General features: G+C 75.6%; 18 protein-coding genes. 16 read left to right on the top strand and 2 right to left on the bottom strand.

Annotated features, from left to right (window positions below):
* Nucleotides 1–142: 142 nt before the first annotated feature.
* The 3 genes from prcB (at nt 143) to pafA (ending at nt 3,385) form a co-directional block, all read left to right on the top strand.
* Nucleotides 143–1,018, top strand: a complete 876-nt coding sequence (gene prcB, locus HLV61_RS14745; RefSeq protein WP_369256690.1) for a proteasome subunit beta — start codon at nt 143–145, stop codon at nt 1,016–1,018.
* On the top strand, nt 1,015–1,917 hold the full coding sequence (gene prcA, locus HLV61_RS14750) for a proteasome subunit alpha (RefSeq protein WP_369256692.1): 903 nt from the start codon (nt 1,015–1,017) through the stop codon (nt 1,915–1,917). Before prcB ends, prcA begins: the two co-directional genes overlap by 4 nt.
* 109 nt (nt 1,918–2,026) lie before the next feature.
* Nucleotides 2,027–3,385, top strand: coding sequence for a Pup--protein ligase (gene pafA / locus HLV61_RS14755; protein ID WP_093578839.1), 1,359 nt, complete (start codon nt 2,027–2,029; stop codon nt 3,383–3,385).
* 49 nt (nt 3,386–3,434) lie between these two features.
* Here pafA and HLV61_RS14760 read toward each other — a convergent pair whose 3' ends face one another.
* On the bottom strand, nt 3,435–4,544 hold the full coding sequence (locus HLV61_RS14760; protein WP_369256694.1) for a DUF3866 family protein: 1,110 nt from the start codon (nt 4,542–4,544) through the stop codon (nt 3,435–3,437).
* Between the two features lie 134 nt (nt 4,545–4,678).
* Between HLV61_RS14760 and HLV61_RS14765 the strand changes: the two genes are divergently transcribed.
* The 8 genes from HLV61_RS14765 (at nt 4,679) to HLV61_RS14800 (ending at nt 13,095) form a co-directional block, all read left to right on the top strand.
* Complete coding sequence (locus HLV61_RS14765; RefSeq protein ID WP_369256696.1) at nt 4,679–5,665, top strand: helix-turn-helix transcriptional regulator; 987 nt, start codon at nt 4,679–4,681, stop codon at nt 5,663–5,665.
* The gene (locus HLV61_RS14770) at nt 5,662–6,627 is read left to right on the top strand and encodes a helix-turn-helix transcriptional regulator (protein WP_369256698.1); all 966 of its coding nucleotides are present in this window, start codon (nt 5,662–5,664) and stop codon (nt 6,625–6,627) included. The genes HLV61_RS14765 and HLV61_RS14770 overlap by 4 nt, the downstream gene beginning before the upstream one ends.
* 9 nt (nt 6,628–6,636) lie before the next feature.
* Nucleotides 6,637–6,879: a hypothetical protein gene (locus HLV61_RS14775; RefSeq protein WP_369256699.1), complete on the top strand. Its 243-nt coding sequence runs from the start codon at nt 6,637–6,639 to the stop codon at nt 6,877–6,879.
* 86 nt (nt 6,880–6,965) lie between these two features.
* Nucleotides 6,966–7,271, top strand: a complete 306-nt coding sequence (tatA, locus tag HLV61_RS14780; protein WP_369256701.1) for a Sec-independent protein translocase subunit TatA — start codon at nt 6,966–6,968, stop codon at nt 7,269–7,271.
* A 20-nt stretch (nt 7,272–7,291) separates the two neighbouring features.
* Nucleotides 7,292–8,224 carry a twin-arginine translocase subunit TatC gene (tatC, locus tag HLV61_RS14785; RefSeq protein ID WP_369256703.1) on the top strand — a complete coding sequence of 311 codons (933 nt, stop codon included), beginning with the start codon at nt 7,292–7,294 and terminating at the stop codon, nt 8,222–8,224.
* 169 nt (nt 8,225–8,393) lie between these two features.
* Nucleotides 8,394–9,287: a diacylglycerol kinase family protein gene (locus HLV61_RS14790; protein ID WP_369256705.1), complete on the top strand. Its 894-nt coding sequence runs from the start codon at nt 8,394–8,396 to the stop codon at nt 9,285–9,287.
* Nucleotides 9,288–9,523: 236 nt separating this feature from the next.
* The gene (locus tag HLV61_RS14795) at nt 9,524–12,373 is read left to right on the top strand and encodes a DEAD/DEAH box helicase (RefSeq protein ID WP_369256707.1); all 2,850 of its coding nucleotides are present in this window, start codon (nt 9,524–9,526) and stop codon (nt 12,371–12,373) included.
* Between the two features lie 140 nt (nt 12,374–12,513).
* Nucleotides 12,514–13,095, top strand: a complete 582-nt coding sequence (locus HLV61_RS14800) for a DUF4333 domain-containing protein (RefSeq protein ID WP_369256709.1) — start codon at nt 12,514–12,516, stop codon at nt 13,093–13,095.
* 68 nt (nt 13,096–13,163) lie between these two features.
* Here HLV61_RS14800 and HLV61_RS14805 read toward each other — a convergent pair whose 3' ends face one another.
* Entirely contained in the window at nt 13,164–14,081 is a 918-nt protein-coding gene (locus HLV61_RS14805) for a 5'-3' exonuclease (protein ID WP_369257040.1), read from the bottom strand.
* Nucleotides 14,082–14,158: 77 nt separating this feature from the next.
* On the opposite strand from HLV61_RS14805, the gene HLV61_RS14810 reads away from it, so the two are divergent.
* The 5 genes from HLV61_RS14810 (at nt 14,159) to HLV61_RS14830 (ending at nt 18,521) form a co-directional block, all read left to right on the top strand.
* A complete protein-coding gene (locus tag HLV61_RS14810) occupies nt 14,159–15,298 on the top strand; it encodes a M24 family metallopeptidase (protein ID WP_369256711.1) in 1,140 nt (379 codons plus the stop codon).
* Nucleotides 15,273–15,740, top strand: a complete 468-nt coding sequence (locus tag HLV61_RS14815) for an Lrp/AsnC family transcriptional regulator (protein ID WP_369256713.1) — start codon at nt 15,273–15,275, stop codon at nt 15,738–15,740. The genes HLV61_RS14810 and HLV61_RS14815 overlap by 26 nt, the downstream gene beginning before the upstream one ends.
* 35 nt (nt 15,741–15,775) lie before the next feature.
* Nucleotides 15,776–16,696 carry a DMT family transporter gene (locus HLV61_RS14820; RefSeq protein ID WP_369256714.1) on the top strand — a complete coding sequence of 307 codons (921 nt, stop codon included), beginning with the start codon at nt 15,776–15,778 and terminating at the stop codon, nt 16,694–16,696.
* Nucleotides 16,697–16,847: 151 nt separating this feature from the next.
* Complete coding sequence (locus HLV61_RS14825) at nt 16,848–17,990, top strand: Rv2578c family radical SAM protein (protein ID WP_369256716.1); 1,143 nt, start codon at nt 16,848–16,850, stop codon at nt 17,988–17,990.
* Between the two features lie 240 nt (nt 17,991–18,230).
* The gene (locus HLV61_RS14830; protein WP_369256718.1) at nt 18,231–18,521 is read left to right on the top strand and encodes a DUF1540 domain-containing protein; all 291 of its coding nucleotides are present in this window, start codon (nt 18,231–18,233) and stop codon (nt 18,519–18,521) included.
* The last annotated feature ends 79 nt before the right edge of the window (nt 18,522–18,600 follow it).

Here is an 18,600-nt window from a genome sequence, read left to right on the forward strand (position 1 = left end):
GCGGTCGACGGTGGCCACCGCGGCCCCTCGCCCGCGTCCCGGGTGGGCCGCCAGCTCCGCCGGTAGGGTCGACGGCGAGCGGCCGCGGGACGCCCACGGCACGTCGAGCAGCACCCCACGGGGCGCGGAGAGGGTGGACGGGTTGACCCAGTCGCACACCGGCCGGAGCGGCTTCCCGCCCGCCTACCTGGACCGGGTGGGTTCCTCGTTCACCGACTTCCTCGCCCAGGCGGCACCCGACCTGCTGCCGAGCCACCGGCCGGTGCCGAGCGTGCAGGCCGGCGACCTCACCCCCCACGGCACCACGATCGTCTCCGTCACCTACGCCGGCGGCGTCCTCATGGGCGGCGACCGGCGGGCCACCATGGGCAACCTCATCTCCAGCCGCGACATCGAGAAGGTCTACCCGGCCGACTCGTGGTCGGTGATCGGCATCGCCGGCGCCGCGGGCATCGCGATCGAGATGGTCCGGCTCTACCAGGTCGAGCTCGAGCACTACGAGAAGATCGAGGGCCTGACCCTCAGCCTCGACGGCAAGGCCAACCGGCTCGCGCAGATGATCCGGGGCAACCTCGGCGCCGCCCTGCAGGGCCTGGCCGTCGTCCCGCTGTTCGCCGGCTTCGACCTCGACGCCGCCGAGGGCGCCACCCCGGGCCGGATCTTCAGCTACGACGTCACCGGCGGGAACTACGAGGAGCGCGGCTACGCCGCCGTCGGCTCCGGCTCGCTGTTCGCCAAGAACTCGCTCAAGAAGACCTGGCGGTCGGGCCTGGACGCCGGCGCGGCCACCCGCACCGTCGTCGAGGCGCTCTACGACGCCGCCGACGACGACTCGGCCACCGGCGGCCCCGACCCGGTGCGGCGGCTGTACCCGATCGTCTACCGCGTCGACGCCGAGGGCGCGGTGCGCCTGACCGACGCCGAGGTGGCCGAGGTCGCCGACGCGATCGTCGGCGAGCGCGCCGAGGCCGAGCGCCGGGACGTCGCGGAGACCACGCAGCGGGGGAGCCGGTCATGACCATGCCGTACTACGCCTCCGCCGAGCAGGTCATGCGCGACCGCTCGGAGTACGCCCGCAAGGGCATCTCCCGCGGTCGCAGCGTCGCCGTCCTCACCTACGCCGACGGCGTGCTGCTCATCGCCGAGAACCCCAGCTCCACGCTGCACAAGGTCGGCGAGATCTACGACCGGATCGGCTTCGCCGCCGTCGGCCGCTACAGCGAGTTCGAGAGCCTGCGGGTGGCCGGGGTGCGCCTGGCCGACGTCCGCGGCTACTCCTACAACCGCCGCGACGTCACCGGCCGGGTCATCGCCAACGCCTACGCGCAGACCCTCGGCGCGATCTTCACCGAGCAGATGAAGCCCTACGAGGTCGAGCTCTGCGTCGCCGAGGTGGGCGAGACCCCCGAGCAGGACCAGCTCTACCGGCTGACCTTCGACGGCTCGGTCGTCGACGAGCCCGACTTCGTCGTCATGGGCGGTCAGGCCGACGCCGTCACCGGGCAGCTGCGCGAGACCTTCCGCCCGGGCCTGCCGCTGTCCGACGCGCTGATGGTCGGCGTCCGTGCGCTGTCGGCGTCCAGCCCCGCGCTGTCGGGCAACGGTGACCGCGGTCTGCTGCCGGCCGGCCAGCTCGAGGTCGCCGTCCTGGACCGTCGCCGGCCCAAGCGGGCCTTCCGCCGGGTCGTCGGCGCCGCGCTCGGGACGCTGCTCGGCGACCGGTCCGCCGCCGAGGAGGCGCCCGAGGGGGCGACGCACGCGCACACCCCGAGCGCGCCGCAGCCGGGCACGCCGGCGGGCCTGGGCGACCCGGCCGCGCCCGACACCGCCGGCGGCACCGGCGGGTCGGGGGAGGGCAGCGGGCCCCAGGCGGGCCCGGCCGACGGTGTGGGCGGGGGCACCGACGGCCGCAGCTGACCGGCCTCCCGCGGCCGCCCGGCGCTCCGGGGTCCGGGAACCCGGCCTCCGGGGCGGCGGGCCGCGGCAGGAACCGGCCGGAGTCGCATCCGGCGCCTAGGCTCGGGCCGTGGACCGACGGATCTTCGGGATCGAGACCGAGTACGGCGTCACGTGCACCTTCCGGGGGCAGCGGCGGCTGTCCCCGGACGAGGTGGCCCGCTACCTGTTCCGGCGGGTGGTCTCGTGGGGTCGCAGCTCCAACGTGTTCCTGCGCAACGGCTCCCGGCTCTACCTCGACGTCGGCAGCCACCCCGAGTACGCCACCGCCGAGTGCGACGACCTCACCGAGCTCGTCGTCCACGACAAGGCCGGTGAGCGGATCCTCGAGGGCCTGCTGGTCGACGCGGAGCAGCGGCTGGCCGAGGAGGGTGTCACCGGCGACATCTACCTGTTCAAGAACAACACCGACTCCGCGGGCAACAGCTACGGCTGCCACGAGAACTACCTGGTCGGCCGGCACGGGGAGTTCAGCCGGCTGGCCGACGTCCTCATCCCGTTCCTGGTCAGCCGGCAGCTGGTCGTCGGCGCGGGCAAGGTGCTGCAGACCCCCCGCGGGGCCATCTACTGCGTGTCCCAGCGCGCCGAGCACATCTGGGAGGGCGTCTCCAGCGCCACCACCCGCTCGCGGCCGATCATCAACACCCGCGACGAGCCGCACGCCGACGCCGAGCGCTACCGGCGGCTGCACGTCATCGTCGGCGACTCGAACATGAACGAGACGACGACGCTGCTCAAGGTCGCGATCACCGACCTGGTGCTGCGGATGATCGAGGCCGGCGTGCCGATCAAGGACATGACGCTGGAGAACCCGATCCGCGCCATCCGCGAGATCAGCCACGACATCACCGGCCGCCGCAAGGTCCGCCTGGCCAACGGCCGGGAGATGAGCGCCCTGGAGATCCAGGCCGAGTACCACTCCCGCGCCGCGGAGTTCGTCGACCGCGAGGGCTTCGGCCCGGTGCACCGGCAGATGCTGGAGCTGTGGGGGCGGGTGCTCAAGGCCGTCGACTCCGGCGACCTGTCGCTGATCGACCGTGAGATCGACTGGGCCACCAAGCTCTCGCTCATCGAGCGCTACCGCGCCAAGAACGACCTGTCGCTGTCCTCGCCGCGCATCGCGCAGATGGACCTCGCCTACCACGACATCAGCCGCAAGCGCGGGCTGTACTACCTGCTCGAGCGCCGCGGCCAGGTGGAGCGGGTCGCGCACGAGCCGCTGGTCTTCGAGGCCAAGAACGTGCCCCCGCAGACCACCCGCGCCAAGCTGCGCGGGGAGTTCATCCGCAAGGCCCAGGAGAAGCGGCGCGACTTCACCGTCGACTGGGTGCACCTCAAGCTCAACGACCAGGCCCAGCGCACCGTGCTGTGCAAGGACCCGTTCAAGAGCGTCGACGAGCGCGTCGAGAAGCTGATCGCGTCCATGTGAACCGGGCACGTCCGCGGACCTGCACGGTGCAGGTCCGCGGACGTGGCGGTCAGCTCTCCTCGGGCAGGGGCACGCGGACGGCGGCGTAGCGGCCGGCGGCCGCGGCGGCGAGGAAGTAGGCGCGCTCCTCGGGCCAGCCGCGGCCCATCGTCGACAGGGTGACCGGCGAGAGCTGCAGCCCCTCGTCGAGGCCGTCGACGTCGACCCACACCACCCGGTTGCGCTCGGGCTGCCCGGCCAGGTCCTCCTCGACCTGCTGCCCGAGCTCCGAGCCCAGCCCGCGCGGGGCGACCAGCGTCACCCCGGCCATCGCCACCCGCCCGAACGCGGTGAGCGAGTGGTGGGACACGCCGCGGTGCCGCGGGCGCGGGTCGGCGTCGGAGATCCGCAGGGCACCGATCGGCTCGCCGCCGAGGACGCTCACGGCGTTGCACGCCTCCCCGGCGGCCACGCCGGAGAAGCCCCACGGCGTGCCGGTGCCGAGGTTGCCCGGCCCCTGGGTGACCACGGCGACGTCGGCGCCCAGCACGTGCCGGGCGGCCAGCAGCCCGCTGTGCAGCGTCACCGCCTCGAGGTCCCCGCCGAAGGCCTGACCGACCGTGACGACGCCGGCCAGCGACGGCGCCAGCGTGTGCAGCGTCCGGGAGAACCCGGCGACCAGCGCGCCGCCGTCGGTCATGACGTAGGCGACCTTCAGGTCGGGGTCGGTGGCGAAGACGCCGATGAGCACGGCCGGCAGTGCGGAGTGCAGGTCGGCGACGACGACCGGCATCCCGCCGAGGTCCTCGGCCGCGGCGATCGTGTCGTGGTGCTCGGTCTCCTGCTCGTCGACGCCCTGCACGCTCACCTGCATCGGCGTGTACCGCGCCTTGACCAGGTGGCCGGGGCCGGAGGGGTCCGGTGGCAGCCGGTCGGGGACGGCGACGACGAGGGCGTAGCCGCCGGTGCCCAGCCGCTGCGCCCACGCGGTGGTGTTGAGCAGCACCTCGTCACCGACCTCGGGGACGCCCACCAGCGACGGGTGGGCCAACGAGCGCACCTCGCCGTCGCCTTGCACCTCGACGGTGAGCTCCAGGGCGTCGCGCCAGCTCCTGCCCGTCGCGGTCACCGTCCCGCGTCGCCAGCGGATCCGTTGCACGCTCGTCCGGTTCTCCCCCACGGGGCGAGAGTAGGGACCCCGGTGCCCCCCGCGCCTCGCACGCCCGGTGCGGGCCCCTGCACCGGAGCCGCCACGAGCGGCGGTCCGCGGCCCGGGACGGGTGCTCCGGGCCCGGTCTGACTAGCCTGGGGCGCGTGTCGGCGAAGCGGGCGGAGCGGCTGGTCAACCTGGTCATCGCCCTGCTCGGCACCCGCCAGTACGTGACGGCCGCCAAGATCCGCGAGACCGTCCCCGGCTACGAGCCCGACGACGGCACCGCCCGCGCCGACGAGGCCTTCAAGCGGATGTTCGAGCGGGACAAGGCCGAGCTGCGCGAGATGGGCGTCCCGCTGGAGACCGGCCGCACCAGCGTCTTCGACACCGAGGACGGCTACCGCATCGCCCGCGCCGACTACGAGCTGCCCGAGATCACGCTGACCGGCGAGGAGGCCGCCGCCGTCGGCCTGGCGCTGCGGCTGTGGGAGTCCGCGCAGCTGGCCGGGGCCGCGCAGAGCGCGCTGGTGAAGCTGCGCGCCGCCGGGGTCGACGTCGACCCGGCCCGGGCGCCGGTCTCCCCGCGGCTGGACTCCGACGAGCCGGCCTTCGAGCCCTGCTACGCCGCCGCGCGCGACCGCCGGGTGCTGCACTTCGACTACCGCCGTCCCGACGAGGACGCCCCGGCCCGCCGCCGGGTGCAGCCCTGGGGCGTCGTCGCCTGGCACGGCCGGTGGTACCTCGTGGGCCTCGACCTCGACCGGCAGGCGCCGCGGGTGTTCCGTCTCTCCCGCGTGGTCGGGACGCCGAAGGCGAGCGGGCCGGAGCACGCCTTCGAGCCGCCGGCCGACGTGGACCTCGCCGGGCTGGTCGCCGGGGCCTTCGGCGGCAGGGGAGAGGAGCAGCTGGTGGTCGTGCGCGCCCGCCCGGGCGCCGCGGTGGGGCTGCGCCGGTGGGCGACGCCCCTGGGCGCCGGTCCCGACGGCGACGACCGGCTGCAGCTGCGCACCACCGAGCCGTGGCGGCTGGCCGACCAGCTGGCCGCCTACGGCCCCGACGTGCTGGTCGAGTCCCCGGTGGCGGTGCGCGAGGCCGTCGTCGAGCGGCTCACCCGGCTCGCGGCCATGGCGCCGGCGGGGGACCGATGACCAGCCCGGCCACCAACGAGCGGATGACGCGGCTGCTGTCGCTCGTCCCGTACCTGACCGCCCGGCCCGAGGGCGTGCCGCTGCCCGAGGTGGCCCGCGACTTCGGCGTCCCCGAGCGGCAGCTGCGCCGCGACCTCGAGCTGCTGTGGATGTGCGGCCTGCCCGGCTACGGGCCCGGCGACCTCATCGACCTGTCCTTCGAGGGCGACCGGGTGCGGGTCACCTTCACCGCCGGGATGGTCCGCCCGCTGCGGCTGACCACCGACGAGGCGGTCGCCCTGGTGGTGGCGCTCCGGACGCTGCTGGACCTGCCGGGCCTGGCCGAGCAGGAGGCGGTGAGCCGGGCGCTGGCCAAGGTGTCGGCCGCCGCCGGGCACGCCGCCGAGGGCGTGACGCCGGTGGCGCTCAGCGTCGACGCCCGCGAGCAGGCCCTCGCCGTCGTCCGCCAGGGGCTCGAGCGCGGGCGGGCGCTGCACCTGCACTACTACGTCCCCACCCGTGACGAGCGCACCGAGCGCACCGTCGACCCGATGCGGCTGCACCTGGTGGACGGCCGGTGGTACCTGGAGGCATGGTCGCGCGAGGTGGCCGGCGTGCGGCTGTTCCGCCTCGACCGCATCGACGCCGTCGAGGTGCTCGACGAGCCGGCCGCCCCGCCGCCGCAGGCCGCGCCGCGCGACGTGGAGTCCGGCGTGTACCGGCCCGGGCCCGACGCGCCGGTGGTGCGGCTGCGGCTGGCCCGCACCGCCCGCTGGGTGGCCGAGTACTACCCGGTCGAGGAGGTCCGCGAGGTCGACGAGCCGCCGGGCGGGCTGGCCGTGGCGCTGCGCACGCACGACCTGGCGTGGGCGCGCCGGCTGGTGGCCTCCCTCGGCGGCGCGGCGACCGTCGACGAGCCGGCCGGGCTGGCGCAGGCGGTGGCCGCCGACGCGCGCGCCGCCCTCGCCCGCTACGGCGCCTAGGGTGCTCCCGTGCTGATGCTCGTCGTCTGGATCGCCGTCGCCGTCCTGTCGCTGGTCGTGCTCGGCGTGCTCGCCCACGGCCTGCTCGGCGCGTTCCAGCGCCTGGGCCGGGAGCTGGAGGCCGCCGAGCGCGAGGTGCGGCCCTTCCTGGAGCAGGCGCAGGCCACCGCCGCCCGGGCGGCCGCGCTGCAGGCGGGCGGACACGGGGCGGGCGGACAGGAGGTGGGCCGACGGACGGCGGACGCGGGCTGATCGCCGCCCGCACGTCCGTTCGAGGCCCCGGGGACGAACCCCTCCCGGCGTAGCATCAGCCCCGCCCGCCGCCACCTGGAGGACGCATGAACCTCGGCCCGCTCGAGATCGGCCTGATCATCCTGGCCGTCCTGCTGCTGTTCGGTTACAAGAAGCTGCCCGACGCCTCGCGCTCGCTGGGCCGCTCGCTGCGCATCTTCAAGGGCGAGATGAAGGGCATGAAGGACGACGACGCGCGCGCCGCGACGCGCAGTCCGGCCACGCCGGCGGTGCTGCAGGCCGCCGACGCCGACCGGCGCGCCCAGCTCGAGGCCGAGGCGGCCGCCGCCGAGGCGCGCGCGGCCGAGCTGCGGGCCCGCGCCGCGCAGCCCGGCGCCGCCGACGCACGCTGACGCCCCCGCAGGACAGCACCGTGAGCGGTCCGTCGCTGCGGCGCCGCCGGCGGCGGGCGCCGCGGGACGCCGAGGCGACGATGAGCCTCGTCGCGCACCTCACCGAGCTGCGCAACCGCGTCGCCAAGGCCCTCCTCGCGCTGGCGCTGGGCACCGTCGCCGGTTTCCTCTGGTACGACCACGGCCTGCTCACCTTCCTCAGCGCGCCCTACTGCTCGCTGCCCGCCGACCTGCGCTTCCAGGGCGACGAGGGCTGCTCGCTGGTGGTCCTCGACGTCTTCGGCGGCGTGCTGCTGCGGCTGAAGATCGGCCTGATCGCCGGCGCGGTGCTGTCCTCGCCGTTCTGGCTCTGGCAGCTGTGGGCGTTCATCACCCCCGGCCTCAAGCGCAACGAGAAGCGCTACGCGGTCACCTTCGTGGCCGCCTCGACGACGCTGTTCGTCCTCGGGGCGGTGCTGGCCTACGTCACCCTCTACAAGGGCCTGCAGCTGCTGCTGGAGCTGGCCGGTGACGAGGTGGCCTTCCAGCTCACCGCCCCCGACTACCTGGGCTTCGTCATCAGCCTGCTGGTGGCCTTCGGGCTGAGCTTCGAGCTGCCGCTGATCGCGGTGGCGCTCAACCTCGTCGGGGTGCTCAGCCACGCCGCGCTGGCGAGGAGCCGGCGGTGGATCTTCTTCCTCACCATCGTCTTCGCCGCGTTCGTCACGCCCACCCAGGACCCGTTCACCATGCTCGCGATGGCACTGCCGATGGTGCTGCTGTTCGAGCTGGCGATCCAGGTCGCGCGGGTCGTGGACCGGCGGCGGGCCCGGCGCGAGGCCGTCGAGCACTTCCACGAGGTCCCCGACGGCGAGGCGTCCCCGCTCGACGCCCGGCCCTCGACGCTGGACCCGGCACCTCCCCGTCCCGAGGACCTCGTGCCCGGCCCGGAGGCGGAGCGCTCCCGCCGCTGAGTCCGGCGCCGCCCCGCCCGGCGCCGCCCCGCCCGGCGCCGCCCCGCCCGACGCCGCCCCGCCCGGCGGCCCACGCCGAGCGGCCGCCCCGCAGGTCGGAGGCCCGCCCGGGGATCGTCGGCGAGCCGTACCGTGGGCCGGCCGCCGGGATGCACGGGAGGGAGACCGGGTGACCGTGGACGTCGCCGTCCTCGTCAGTGCCGCCGCCGGCCGGGGCCGCGCGGGCACCGTGTCGGCGACCGTCCTGGAGGCCCTGCGCCGCGGGGGCCTGACTCCCACGGTGCTGGCGGCCACCACCCGCGCCGAGGCCGAGCGGGCGGCGGCCGCAGCCGTCGCGGCCGGTACCGCCGCCGTGGTGGCCGTCGGCGGGGACGGTGCCGCGCACGCCGCGCTGCAGGCCGTCGCCGGCACCGGCACGCCGCTGGCCGTCGTCCCGGCCGGCACCGGCAACGACCTGGCGCTGGCCCTCGGCGTGCCGCCCGAGCCGGTGGCCGCGGCGACGGCCGCCGCCGCCGACCTGCGCGAGGGCGCCGTCCGCACCCTCGACGCCGGCCGCACCGGCGCCCGCTGGTGGGCCACCGTGCTGTGCTGCGGGTTCGACTCCGCGGTCACCGACCGGGCCAACCGGCTGCGCTGGCCGCGCGGGCCGCGCCGCTACGACGTCGCGATCCTCGCCGAGCTGGCCCGGCTGCGGCCCCGCGAGGTCACGCTCACCCTCGACGGCGAGCCGCGGACGCTGCCGGTCACGCTGGTCGCCGTCGGCAACACCGCCTGGTACGGCGGCGGCATGCGGGTCTGCCCGGACGCCGACCCCGCCGACGGCCTGCTCGACGTCACCGTCGTCGGGCCGGTCACCCGCCGCGAGCTGGTGGCCACCCGGCCGCGGCTGACCGCGGGCACCCACGTCGCGCACCCCGCGGTCACGGTGCACCGCGCCGCGCGGGTGGAGCTGGCCGGGGCGGGGCTGACCACCTGTGCCGACGGCGAGCCGGTGGCCGCCCTGCCGGTGGTCGCCGAGGCGGTGTCCGGCGCGCTGCGCGTGGTGGGCTCGGCGCGACCCTGACGCACGATCAGGAGACCTGGTCGTGCGGTGTCCTGGCTGGGTGCCGGCGGTGAGCCGGGACACGGCACGGCGAGCCAGGACATGTCGGACGACAGATGCAAGACGACCGTTATCCCCAACTCCGCTTCGCGCAGGACCAGACGACCGACCCGGCCACGACGACACCGGCGGCTCCGCCGGTGTGGGGCGGACCGCTCGCACTGAGGACATCCGGACGAGCGCCTAACGTGGAGAGCATGTCCAGCCCCGCCGAGCGGTACGCGGCTGCCCGGCGGCGCAGCGCGCACCCGACCCTGGCCGACTTCACCTCCGAGCTCGGCTTCTCCCTCGACCCGTTCCAGGTCGAGGCCTGCGAGGCGCTCGACGAGGGCGCCGGGGTGCTGGTGTGCGCGCCCACCGGGGCCGGCAAGACCGTCGTGGGCGAGTTCGCGGTGCACAAGGCGCTGGCCGAGGGGCGCAAGGCCTTCTACACGACGCCGATCAAGGCGCTGTCCAACCAGAAGTACAACGACCTGGTCGACCGCTATGGCGCCGACCGGGTCGGCCTGCTGACCGGTGACAACGCCGTCAACGGCGACGCCCCGGTGGTCGTGATGACCACCGAGGTGCTGCGCAACATGCTCTACGCGGACTCCCCGGCGATCGACGGCCTCGGCTACGTGGTCATGGACGAGGTGCACTACCTCGCCGACCGCTTCCGCGGCGCCGTGTGGGAGGAGGTGATCATCCACCTGCCGGCGTCGGTGACCCTGGTGTCGCTGTCGGCCACGGTCAGCAACGCCGAGGAGTTCGCCGACTGGCTGGTCACCGTCCGCGGGCACACGCGCGTCGTCGTCAGCGAGGTGCGGCCGATCCCGCTGTGGCAGCACATGCTGGTCGGCAACCGGGTGTTCGACCTGTTCAGCCTGCGCCCCGCCGCGCACGCCGCCGAGCAGGGCGAGACCCCGCGCGTGCTGTCCACCCGCGACCGTGGTGCCAGCGTCGTCGACCCCGAGCTCGTGCGGTTCGTGCGCGAGTACGAGCGCCGGCTGGACACCTGGGGCGGCGGCGGGGCCGGCGGGTCGCGGCGGGACCGCGACTGGCACAAGCCCCGCTACCGGCCGCCGGCGCGCTCGGAGGTGGTCGAGCGGCTCGACCGTGCCGGGCTGCTGCCGGCGATCACGTTCATCTTCAGCCGCAACGGCTGCGACGCCGCCGTGGCCCAGTGCCTGCAGTCGGGTCTGCGGCTGACCGACGAGTCCGAGCGTGCCGAGATCGCCCGCATCGTCGACGAGCGCACCGGCAGCCTGCCCGACGAGGACCTGCACGTCCTCGGCTTCTGGGAGTGGCGGGAGGGGCTGCTCGCCGGGCTGGCGGCGCACCACGCCGGCCTGGTCCCGGCGTTCAAGGAGACCGTCGAGGAGTGCTTCGTCCGCGGTCTGGTCAAGGCCGTGTTCGCCACCGAGACCCTCGCGCTGGGCATCAACATGCCGGCGCGCACCGTGGTGCTCGAGCGGCTGGTCAAGTGGAACGGCGAGGCGCACGTCGACGTCACGCCGGGGGAGTACACCCAGCTCACCGGGCGGGCCGGGCGGCGCGGCATCGACGTCGAGGGGCACGCCGTCGTCGTGTGGGCGCCGGGCATGGACCCCTCGGTCGTGGCCGGGCTGGCCAGCACCCGCACCTATCCGCTGCGCTCGTCGTTCCGGCCCAGCTACAACATGGCGGTCAACCTGGTCGGCTCCTCCGGCCGGGCCCGCGCCCGCGAGCTGCTGGCCTCCTCCTTCGCGCAGTTCCAGGCCGACCGCTCGGTGGTGGGCCTGGCCCGGCAGGCGGCCCGCTCCGAGCGGGAGGCCGAGAAGTGCGCCGCCGAGATGGCCAGCGAGGGCGGCGACGTGCTGGCCTACGCGCGGCTGCGGCGGGAGATCGCCGACCGCGAGAAGGAGCTCTCCCGCGACTCGCAGGCCAAGCGCCGCATCGAGGCCGCCGACGCGCTGGCGGCGCTGCGCCCCGGCGACGTCATCCGGGTGCCCTCGGGCCGCCGCCAGGGCCTGGCCGTCGTCCTCGACCCCGGCGTCACCGACCTCAGCGACCCGCGGCCGCTGGTGCTCACCGAGGACAAGTGGGCCGGGCGGCTGGGCAGCGTGGACTTCCCGACGCCGGTCACCGCGCTGGCCCGGGTCCGGGTGCCGAAGAACTTCAACCACCGCAGCCCGCACGCCCGCCGCGATCTCGCCTCGACGCTGCGGTCGGCGCGGGTGGAGAACGACCTCGGCGCGCGGCGGGTGAAGAACCGCTCCGCGGCCGCCGACGACCCCGTGCTGCACGACCTGCGCCGCGCGGTCCGCAACCACCCGGTGCACGCGCTGCCCGACCGCGAGGAGCGGGTCCGCTCCGCCGAGCGGTACTTGCGCGCGGTCGCCGACGCCGAGGCCACCCACCGGAGGATGGCCGAGCGGACCGGCTCGCTGACCCGGCTGTTCGACCGCACCTGCGACGTCCTCGAGGAGCTCGGCTACCTGGTGCCCGAGGTCGTGCCGCTGGTGCCCGCCGACACCGAGGAGCCCACCCCCGTCGACGACGTCCCGCGGGTCACCGAGGAGGGACGGCGGCTGGCGCGGATCTGGTCGGAGGCCGACCTCCTGGTCGCCGAGTGCCTGCGCGCCGGCGTGTGGCGCGGGCTGGGCCCCGCCGAGCTCGCCGCGGTGGTGTCGACGCTGGTCTTCGAGGCCCGCCGGGAGACGCCCGGGCAGCCCGCGGTCCCGGCCGGCAAGGTGGCCGGGGCGATCGCGGAGATGCGCGGCATCCGCGCCCGCCTGCAGGACGTGGAGCTCGACCGCGGGCTGCCCGCCACCCGCGACCTCGACCTCGGCTTCGCCTGGGCCGCCTACCGCTGGGCCGACGGGCAGAGCCTGGACCGGGTGCTCGCCGGCGCCGAGCAGGCCGGCACCGAGCTGTCCGGCGGTGACTTCGTCCGCTGGGCGCGCCAGCTCGTCGACCTGCTCGACCAGCTGGCCAAGGGCGGCGACGAGACGGTGGCCGGTGTGGCCCGTGCCGCGGTGGGCCGGGTCCGGCGCGGTGTGGTCGCGGTCGCCGTCAGCGGCTGACCGACGGCCCCCCGACCGGGGTGGGCGACCACGGCGCGCGGAGGCTGGGGGAGGGGTCCCGTGGTGCACAATCCCCCCGCGCCGGTGACGCGGTGTCAGGGGAGGACCCGTCCGGGTCGACGCGACGAGCAGGAGCGACGATGACCAACCCACCGCAGGGTGGCCAGCCGGGACAGTACGGACAGCCGGGGCAGTACGGGCAGCAGCCCGGCCCGTACGGGCAGCCGGGGCAGTACGGCCAGCCGGGTGGGCAGTACGGGCAGCAGCCGGGCCAGTTCGGCCAGCCGGGCGGTTACGGCCAGCCCGGGCAGCAGCCGGGCCAGTACGGGCAGCCCGGCCCGTACGGGCAGCCGGGGCAGTACGGGCAGCAGCCGGGCCAGTACGGCCAGCCCTACGGCCAGCAGCCGCCGACGAAGTCGCGGACCGGGCTCGTCATCGGGCTGGTCGCGCTCGCCGTCGTCGTCATCGCCGCGGCGATCGTCCTGCCGATCGTGCTCGGCCGGGACGTCCTCGACCGGTCCCGGGCCGAGGACGACATCGCCGCGCAGTTCGAGGAGACCTTCGGCGTGTCCGTCCAGGTCACCTGTGACGACGAGATGGTCGTGGAGAACGGCGCCACCTACGAGTGCACCGGGCAGACCGAGGACGGCGAGGACGTGACCCTGCAGGTCGCGATCACCGACGCGGACTCCGCCGCCTACACCTGGGACGTCGCCTCCTAGCGGACGTCGCCTCCTGACAGGCGTCGCCTCCTGGTGGTGCGGCCCCTCGGGGACCGACCGGCCGGCGCTCACCCCAGCGCGTCGGCCGGCCACCCCAGGGCCGCACCCAGCCGGCCGAGCGAGGACCGCAGCCCGTGCACGTCGGCCAGGGCGGCCAGCGCCCCGGGGTCGGCCGGGCGGCGCGGCAGCGCCCCCTCCACCGCCGGCATGTCGATGTCGCGGGCCACGGCCACCACCACCGGCGCCGCGTCGAGGTACTCCCCGCCGGCGTGCAGCCGCTTCAGCACCGCCGCGGTCAGCGGTGCCCTCGGCACCACGGTGCGCGCCGCGGCGGCACGGATCCCGGCCAGGTCGCCGAACTCCGTGATCAGCGCCGCCGCCGTCTTCGCCCCGACGCCCGCCACGCCGGGCAGGCCGTCGCTGGGGTCCCCGCGCAGCACGGCGAAGTCGGCGTAGGCGCGCCCGGGGATGCCGTACTTCGCCGTCACCGCCGCCTCGTCGACCACCTCGATGTCGGCGATGCCCCGGGCGGTGTAGAGCACCCGGACGCCGCGGGCGTCGTCGACGAGCTGGAACAGGTCCCGGTCCCCGGTGACGACGTCGACCGGCCCGCGCGCGCGGGTGGCCAGCGTGCCGATGACGTCGTCGGCCTCGTAGCCGGGCGCCCCGACCCGGGTGATGCCGGCCGCGGCGAGGACGTCGACCAGCACCGGCACCTGCGGCGCCAGCTCGTCGGGCGTCTCCTCGCCGCCCTCGGGGGAGAGCCGGTGCGCCTTGTAGGACGGCAGCGCCTCGACGCGGAACGCCGGGCGCCAGTCGTCGTCCCAGCAGGCCACCAGCCGGTCGGGGGCGTGGGCGGTGAGCAGCCGGGCGGTCATGTCGAGGAAGCCGCGGACGGCGTTGACCGGCCGGCCGTCGGGTGAGGTCACGCTGGTCGGGACGCCGTAGAAGGCCCGGAAGTAGAGGCTCGCGGCGTCGAGCAGCATCGTCGTCACGGGCGGGGACGGTAACGGTCCGGGAAACCCCGGCGGGAGCGGTCGGTGCCCGGGGTTAGTGTCCCGGGGTGGCAAGCAGCACGGGGGTCCTCGTCAGCATCGACCGCGTGTACGCCGCGCGCAGCGTCGCCGCCGAGCTCGGCGTCGACGTCCTGGTCCTCACGCCGGGCTCGGACCTGCGCTACCTGTGCGGCTACGACGCCCACGCGATGGAGCGGCTGACCGCCCTCGTCGTCCCCCGCTCCGGGGAGCCCCTGCTCGTCGTCCCCCGGCTGGAGGCGCCGATGGTCGACGCCGGCCCGGCCGGTGCGCTCGGCCTGCAGGTGCACGCCTGGGACGAGACCGACGACGCCTTCGCCGTCGTCGCCCGGGAGGTGACCGCCCGGCTGGGCGGCGCGCCCACGCGGGTCGCGGTGGGGGCGCGCACCTGGGCCGAGCACGCGCTGGGCGTGCACCGGGCGATCCCCGGCTCGGCGCTGGAGCTGGCCACGCCGGTGCTCGACCGGCTGCGGATGGTCAAGACGCCGGCCGAGGTGGAGGAGCTCGCCCTCGCCGGTGCCGCCATCGACCGGGTGCACGCCCGGATGGGGGAGTGGCTGCGGGTGGGCCGCACCGAGGCCGAGGTGGGCGCCGACATCGCCGCAGCCATCCTCGCCGAGGGGCACGTGGGCGTGGACTTCACCATCGTCGGGTCCGGCCCGAACGGCGCGAGCCCGCATCACGAGCTCTCCGACCGGGTCGTGCGGGCCGGTGACCTCGTCGTCGTCGACATCGGCGGGGAGACCGCCACCGGCTACCGCTCCGACTGCACCCGCACCTACGTCGTGGGCGGGGAGCCCGACGCCGAGGTGGCCGAGTGGTACGCGGTCCTGCAGGAGGCGCAGGAAGCCGCCGTCGCCGCCGTGCGGCCCGGGGTCACCGCCGAGCAGGTCGACGCCGTCGCCCGCGACCACATCACCGCCGCCGGGTGGGGCGGGCACTTCATCCACCGCACCGGCCACGGCATCGGCCTGGACACCCACGAGGCGCCCTACATCGTCGCGGGCAACGACCTGCCGCTGGAGGCGGGCATGGCCTTCTCCGTCGAGCCGGGCATCTACCTCGCCGGGCACTGCGGCGCCCGCATCGAGGACATCGTGGTCTGCACCGACGACGGCGTCCGCACGCTGAACGAGGGTCCCCGTGAGCTCGTCGTCCTCCCCGGCTGAGCACGCCGCCGACGTCGACCGGGCGCTGCTGGCCGCCCTGGTGCGGGACGGGCGGGCCAGCTACACCGAGCTCGCCGAGCGGGTGGGGCTGTCGGTGTCGGCGGTGCACCAGCGGGTGCGCCGGCTCGAGCAGCGCGGCCTGATCACCGGTTACCGGGCCACGGTCGACGCGCGGCAGGTGGGTGCGGGGCTCACCGCGTTCGTGTCGATCACGCCGCTGGACCAGGCGCAGGCCGACGACGCCCCGGCCAAGCTCATGCACCTCGACGCCATCGAGGCCTGCTACTCCGTCGCAGGGGTGGAGAGCTACCTGCTCAAGGTGCGCGTGGCCTCGCCGGAGGCGCTGGAGGCGCTGCTGCGCGACATCCGCACCACCGCCAACGTGGCCACCCGCACGACCGTCGTCCTCTCCACCTTCTACGAGGACCGTCCCCCCGTCTGAGCCCTGCCCGCCGAACGACCCGGCAGAGTGGCCCGGTGACCGTCTGGGCCGCCGGAGCGCACGAGCCCGGCCTGCAGCTCGCCCGCGGGGTGGGCGATCACCTGCCCGGCACCCTGCTCGCCCTGACCGCGGCGCTGCTGTTCGGGCTGGGCTCGGTGCTCCAGCACGAGGCCGCGGCGCGGGTCGCCGTCGGCGGGCGGCTGCCGATGCGCGCGATGCTCCGCCAGCGGAGCTGGCTGGTGGGCCAGGCGGCGACGACGGCCGGGACGGGGGCGCAGGTGGCGGCCCTGGCCCTGGCGCCGGTGTCGCTGGTGCAGCCGCTGCTCGCGGGAGCGCTGGTGGCCGCGCTCGCCGTCCGCACCGTGCGCACGGGGGTCCCGCCGACCCGGGTGGAGGCGCTCGGGGCGGGGCTGACCGTCGTGGGGATCGCGGTCTTCGTGGCCGCGGCCCGCCCAGGGCCCCCGGTGCTCGACCGGTCGCCGTCCGGATGGGCGGTCGGAGCCGCCGTGGTGGGGGTCACGCTGGCCGTCGCGCTCACCGCCCGGCTCCGCGCCGGCCGGGGTGCCGCGCTCGCCTGCGGAGTCACCGGGGGGCTGGCCGCCGGGGTGGCGGCGGTCCTGGTCGCCGCCGGGCTCGCCGTGGTCTCGACGGCCGGGGTGGCCGCCGCGCTCGGCCGGCCCGAGGTCTGGGGCGCCGTCGTTGCCGGGGTGGTCTCCCAGGTGGGTGCGCAGCAGGCCTACGGGCGCGGATCGCTGAGCGCGTCCCTGCCGGCGCTCGCGGTCCTGGACCCCCTGGCCGCGGTGCCGGCGGCGCGGCTGCTGCTGGGGGAGCACCTCGAGCCCGGGCACACGGTGGTGTGGGGGCCGGCGGGGCTGGTCGCCGTCCTGGGCATCGTCCTGCTCACCCGCAGCGGAGGGCGGCCACCGCTGCGGACGGGAGCGGTGGTCCGGAGGTGAGGGAGACGGAGCCGCCAGGGGCGTCCCGGGATGCGTCGACCGTTATCCCCAACTACCCGCGGGACATCCGTCGGTCGCGTCGGCACGGGCGACCACGCACCGACGGAGAGGCGACTGGACACCGCGTCGAACACGTGTTCGCATCGAGGGCATGAGGTGGGACGCCCGGCGGCTGGACGCCGACGACGAGTCGCTGCTGCCGGGCATGCCGAGCCTGCGCGGGCTGCTGCGCAGCGTCGAGGTGCCCGAGTTCCCCGGTGTGACGATGCACGAGGTGCTGTGCCGGTCGGCGCTCAACCCGGTGCCCGAGGGCTCGCGGATGCCGTTCTCCCACACCATCAACCCGTACCGGGGTTGCCTCCATCAGTGCGTCTACTGCTTCGCCCGCTCGACGCACGAGTGGCTGGACCTGGACGCCGGCCGGGACTTCGACACGCAGATCGTCGTCAAGACCAACCTCGTCGAGGTGCTGCGCAGGGAGCTGGCGAAGCCGTCGTGGAAGCGCCAGCACGTCGCCCTCGGTACCAACACCGACCCGTACCAGCGCGCCGAGGGCCGCTACCGGCTGATGCCGGGCGTCATCCGGGCGCTGGCCGACTCCGGGACGCCGTTCTCCGTCCTCACCAAGGGCACCCTCGCCCGCCGCGACCTGCCGCTGCTGGCCGACGCCGCGAGGGACGTCCCGGTCGGCTTCGGCGTCTCCCTGGCCGTCTGGGACGACGACCTGCACGCCAGCCTCGAGCCCGGCGTGCCCTCACCGCGCGCCCGGCTGGACCTGGTGCGGGCCGTCACCGACGCCGGCCTGCCCTGCGGTGTCTTCCTGGCCCCGGTGCTGCCCGGCCTCACCGACACGCAGTCCGACCTCGACGCGGCGCTCGGGGCGATCGCGGCGGCCGGCGCCACCGGCGTCACCGTGGTCCCGCTGCACCTGCGCCCCGGCGCGCGGGAGTGGTTCTCCGCCTGGCTGGCCCGCGAGCACCCCTCCCTGGTCGGGCGCTACCGGCAGCTCTACCGCGGCGGCGCCTACGTGCCGGCCGAGTACCGCGCCTGGCTCTCCGAGCGCGTGACGCCGCTGCTGCGCCGCCACGGGCTCGACGGCCGCTCCGGGGGAGCGGCCCGGGGCGCCCGGACCCCCTCCGGCGGGGCTCCCTCCGGCGTCCCCGGCGACGACGAGGCGGCCTTCCCGGCCGGGAGCCTGCCACCGGCCCGCGACGACGCCGCCGAGCGCCCGCGCGGGTCCCGGGCGAGGAGGCCCCGTGCCGACGACGTCCCCGGTCAGCTCGCCCTCATGTGAGGTGCGGAAATGGTCAGGGAAGGCGCCCTGGCCGGCGCCGACCGCCGGGGAATGGCGTCCAGGAAAGGGTAGCCTCTCCTGATCCGAGACCCCTCCGCATCGCTGAGCAGCCGGTATTCAGGGAAGGCTACCCTCAGGAATGGCGTCCGACGCTCGGCGGAATGGCGCTCCGGCTCGATATCCGAGCCATTCTGGGGCACACTCTGGAGAACCGATCCATCCGACTCCGGAGGACCAGAGATGACCACCGTCATGCCCCCCGTCAGCGAGTGCACCGTCGCCGGCTGCTCCTACAACGACCACGGCTGTCACGCCTTCGCGATCACCGTGAGCGGCACCGACGGCCACGCCGACTGCGGCACGTTCGTCCCGCTCACCATCCGGGGCGGCCTGCCGCGTGCCGAGGCGCAGGTGGGTGCCTGCTCGCGCACCGACTGCGTGCACAACGACGCCCTCGAGTGCCGCGCGTCCGACATCCGCGTCGGCTTCGACCACGACACCGCCAGCTGCCTGACCTTCGCGACCGCCTGACGCCGCGCGACCGCAGCACGGCGCGACCGCAGCACGGCACGAGGGCCCGGGCACCCGCCCGGGCCCTCGGCGCGTGCGG

The organism is Geodermatophilus amargosae (genome assembly GCF_041028265.1).
GTDB classification, from domain to species: domain Bacteria; phylum Actinomycetota; class Actinomycetes; order Mycobacteriales; family Geodermatophilaceae; genus Geodermatophilus; species Geodermatophilus amargosae_A.

Coding starts and splice junctions, on each gene's coding strand:
- prcA (WP_369256692.1), top strand. CDS start 1,015: ATGACCATGCCGTACTACGCCTCCGCCGAGCAGGTCATGCGCGACCGC.
- HLV61_RS14770 (WP_369256698.1), top strand. CDS start 5,662: ATGACCAGCCCGGCCACCAACGAGCGGATGACGCGGCTGCTGTCGCTC.
- tatA (WP_369256701.1), top strand. CDS start 6,966: ATGAACCTCGGCCCGCTCGAGATCGGCCTGATCATCCTGGCCGTCCTG.
- HLV61_RS14795 (WP_369256707.1), top strand. CDS start 9,524: ATGTCCAGCCCCGCCGAGCGGTACGCGGCTGCCCGGCGGCGCAGCGCG.
- HLV61_RS14800 (WP_369256709.1), top strand. CDS start 12,514: ATGACCAACCCACCGCAGGGTGGCCAGCCGGGACAGTACGGACAGCCG.
- HLV61_RS14805 (WP_369257040.1), bottom strand. CDS start 14,081: ATGCTGCTCGACGCCGCGAGCCTCTACTTCCGGGCCTTCTACGGCGTC.
- HLV61_RS14825 (WP_369256716.1), top strand. CDS start 16,848: ATGAGGTGGGACGCCCGGCGGCTGGACGCCGACGACGAGTCGCTGCTG.
- HLV61_RS14830 (WP_369256718.1), top strand. CDS start 18,231: ATGACCACCGTCATGCCCCCCGTCAGCGAGTGCACCGTCGCCGGCTGC.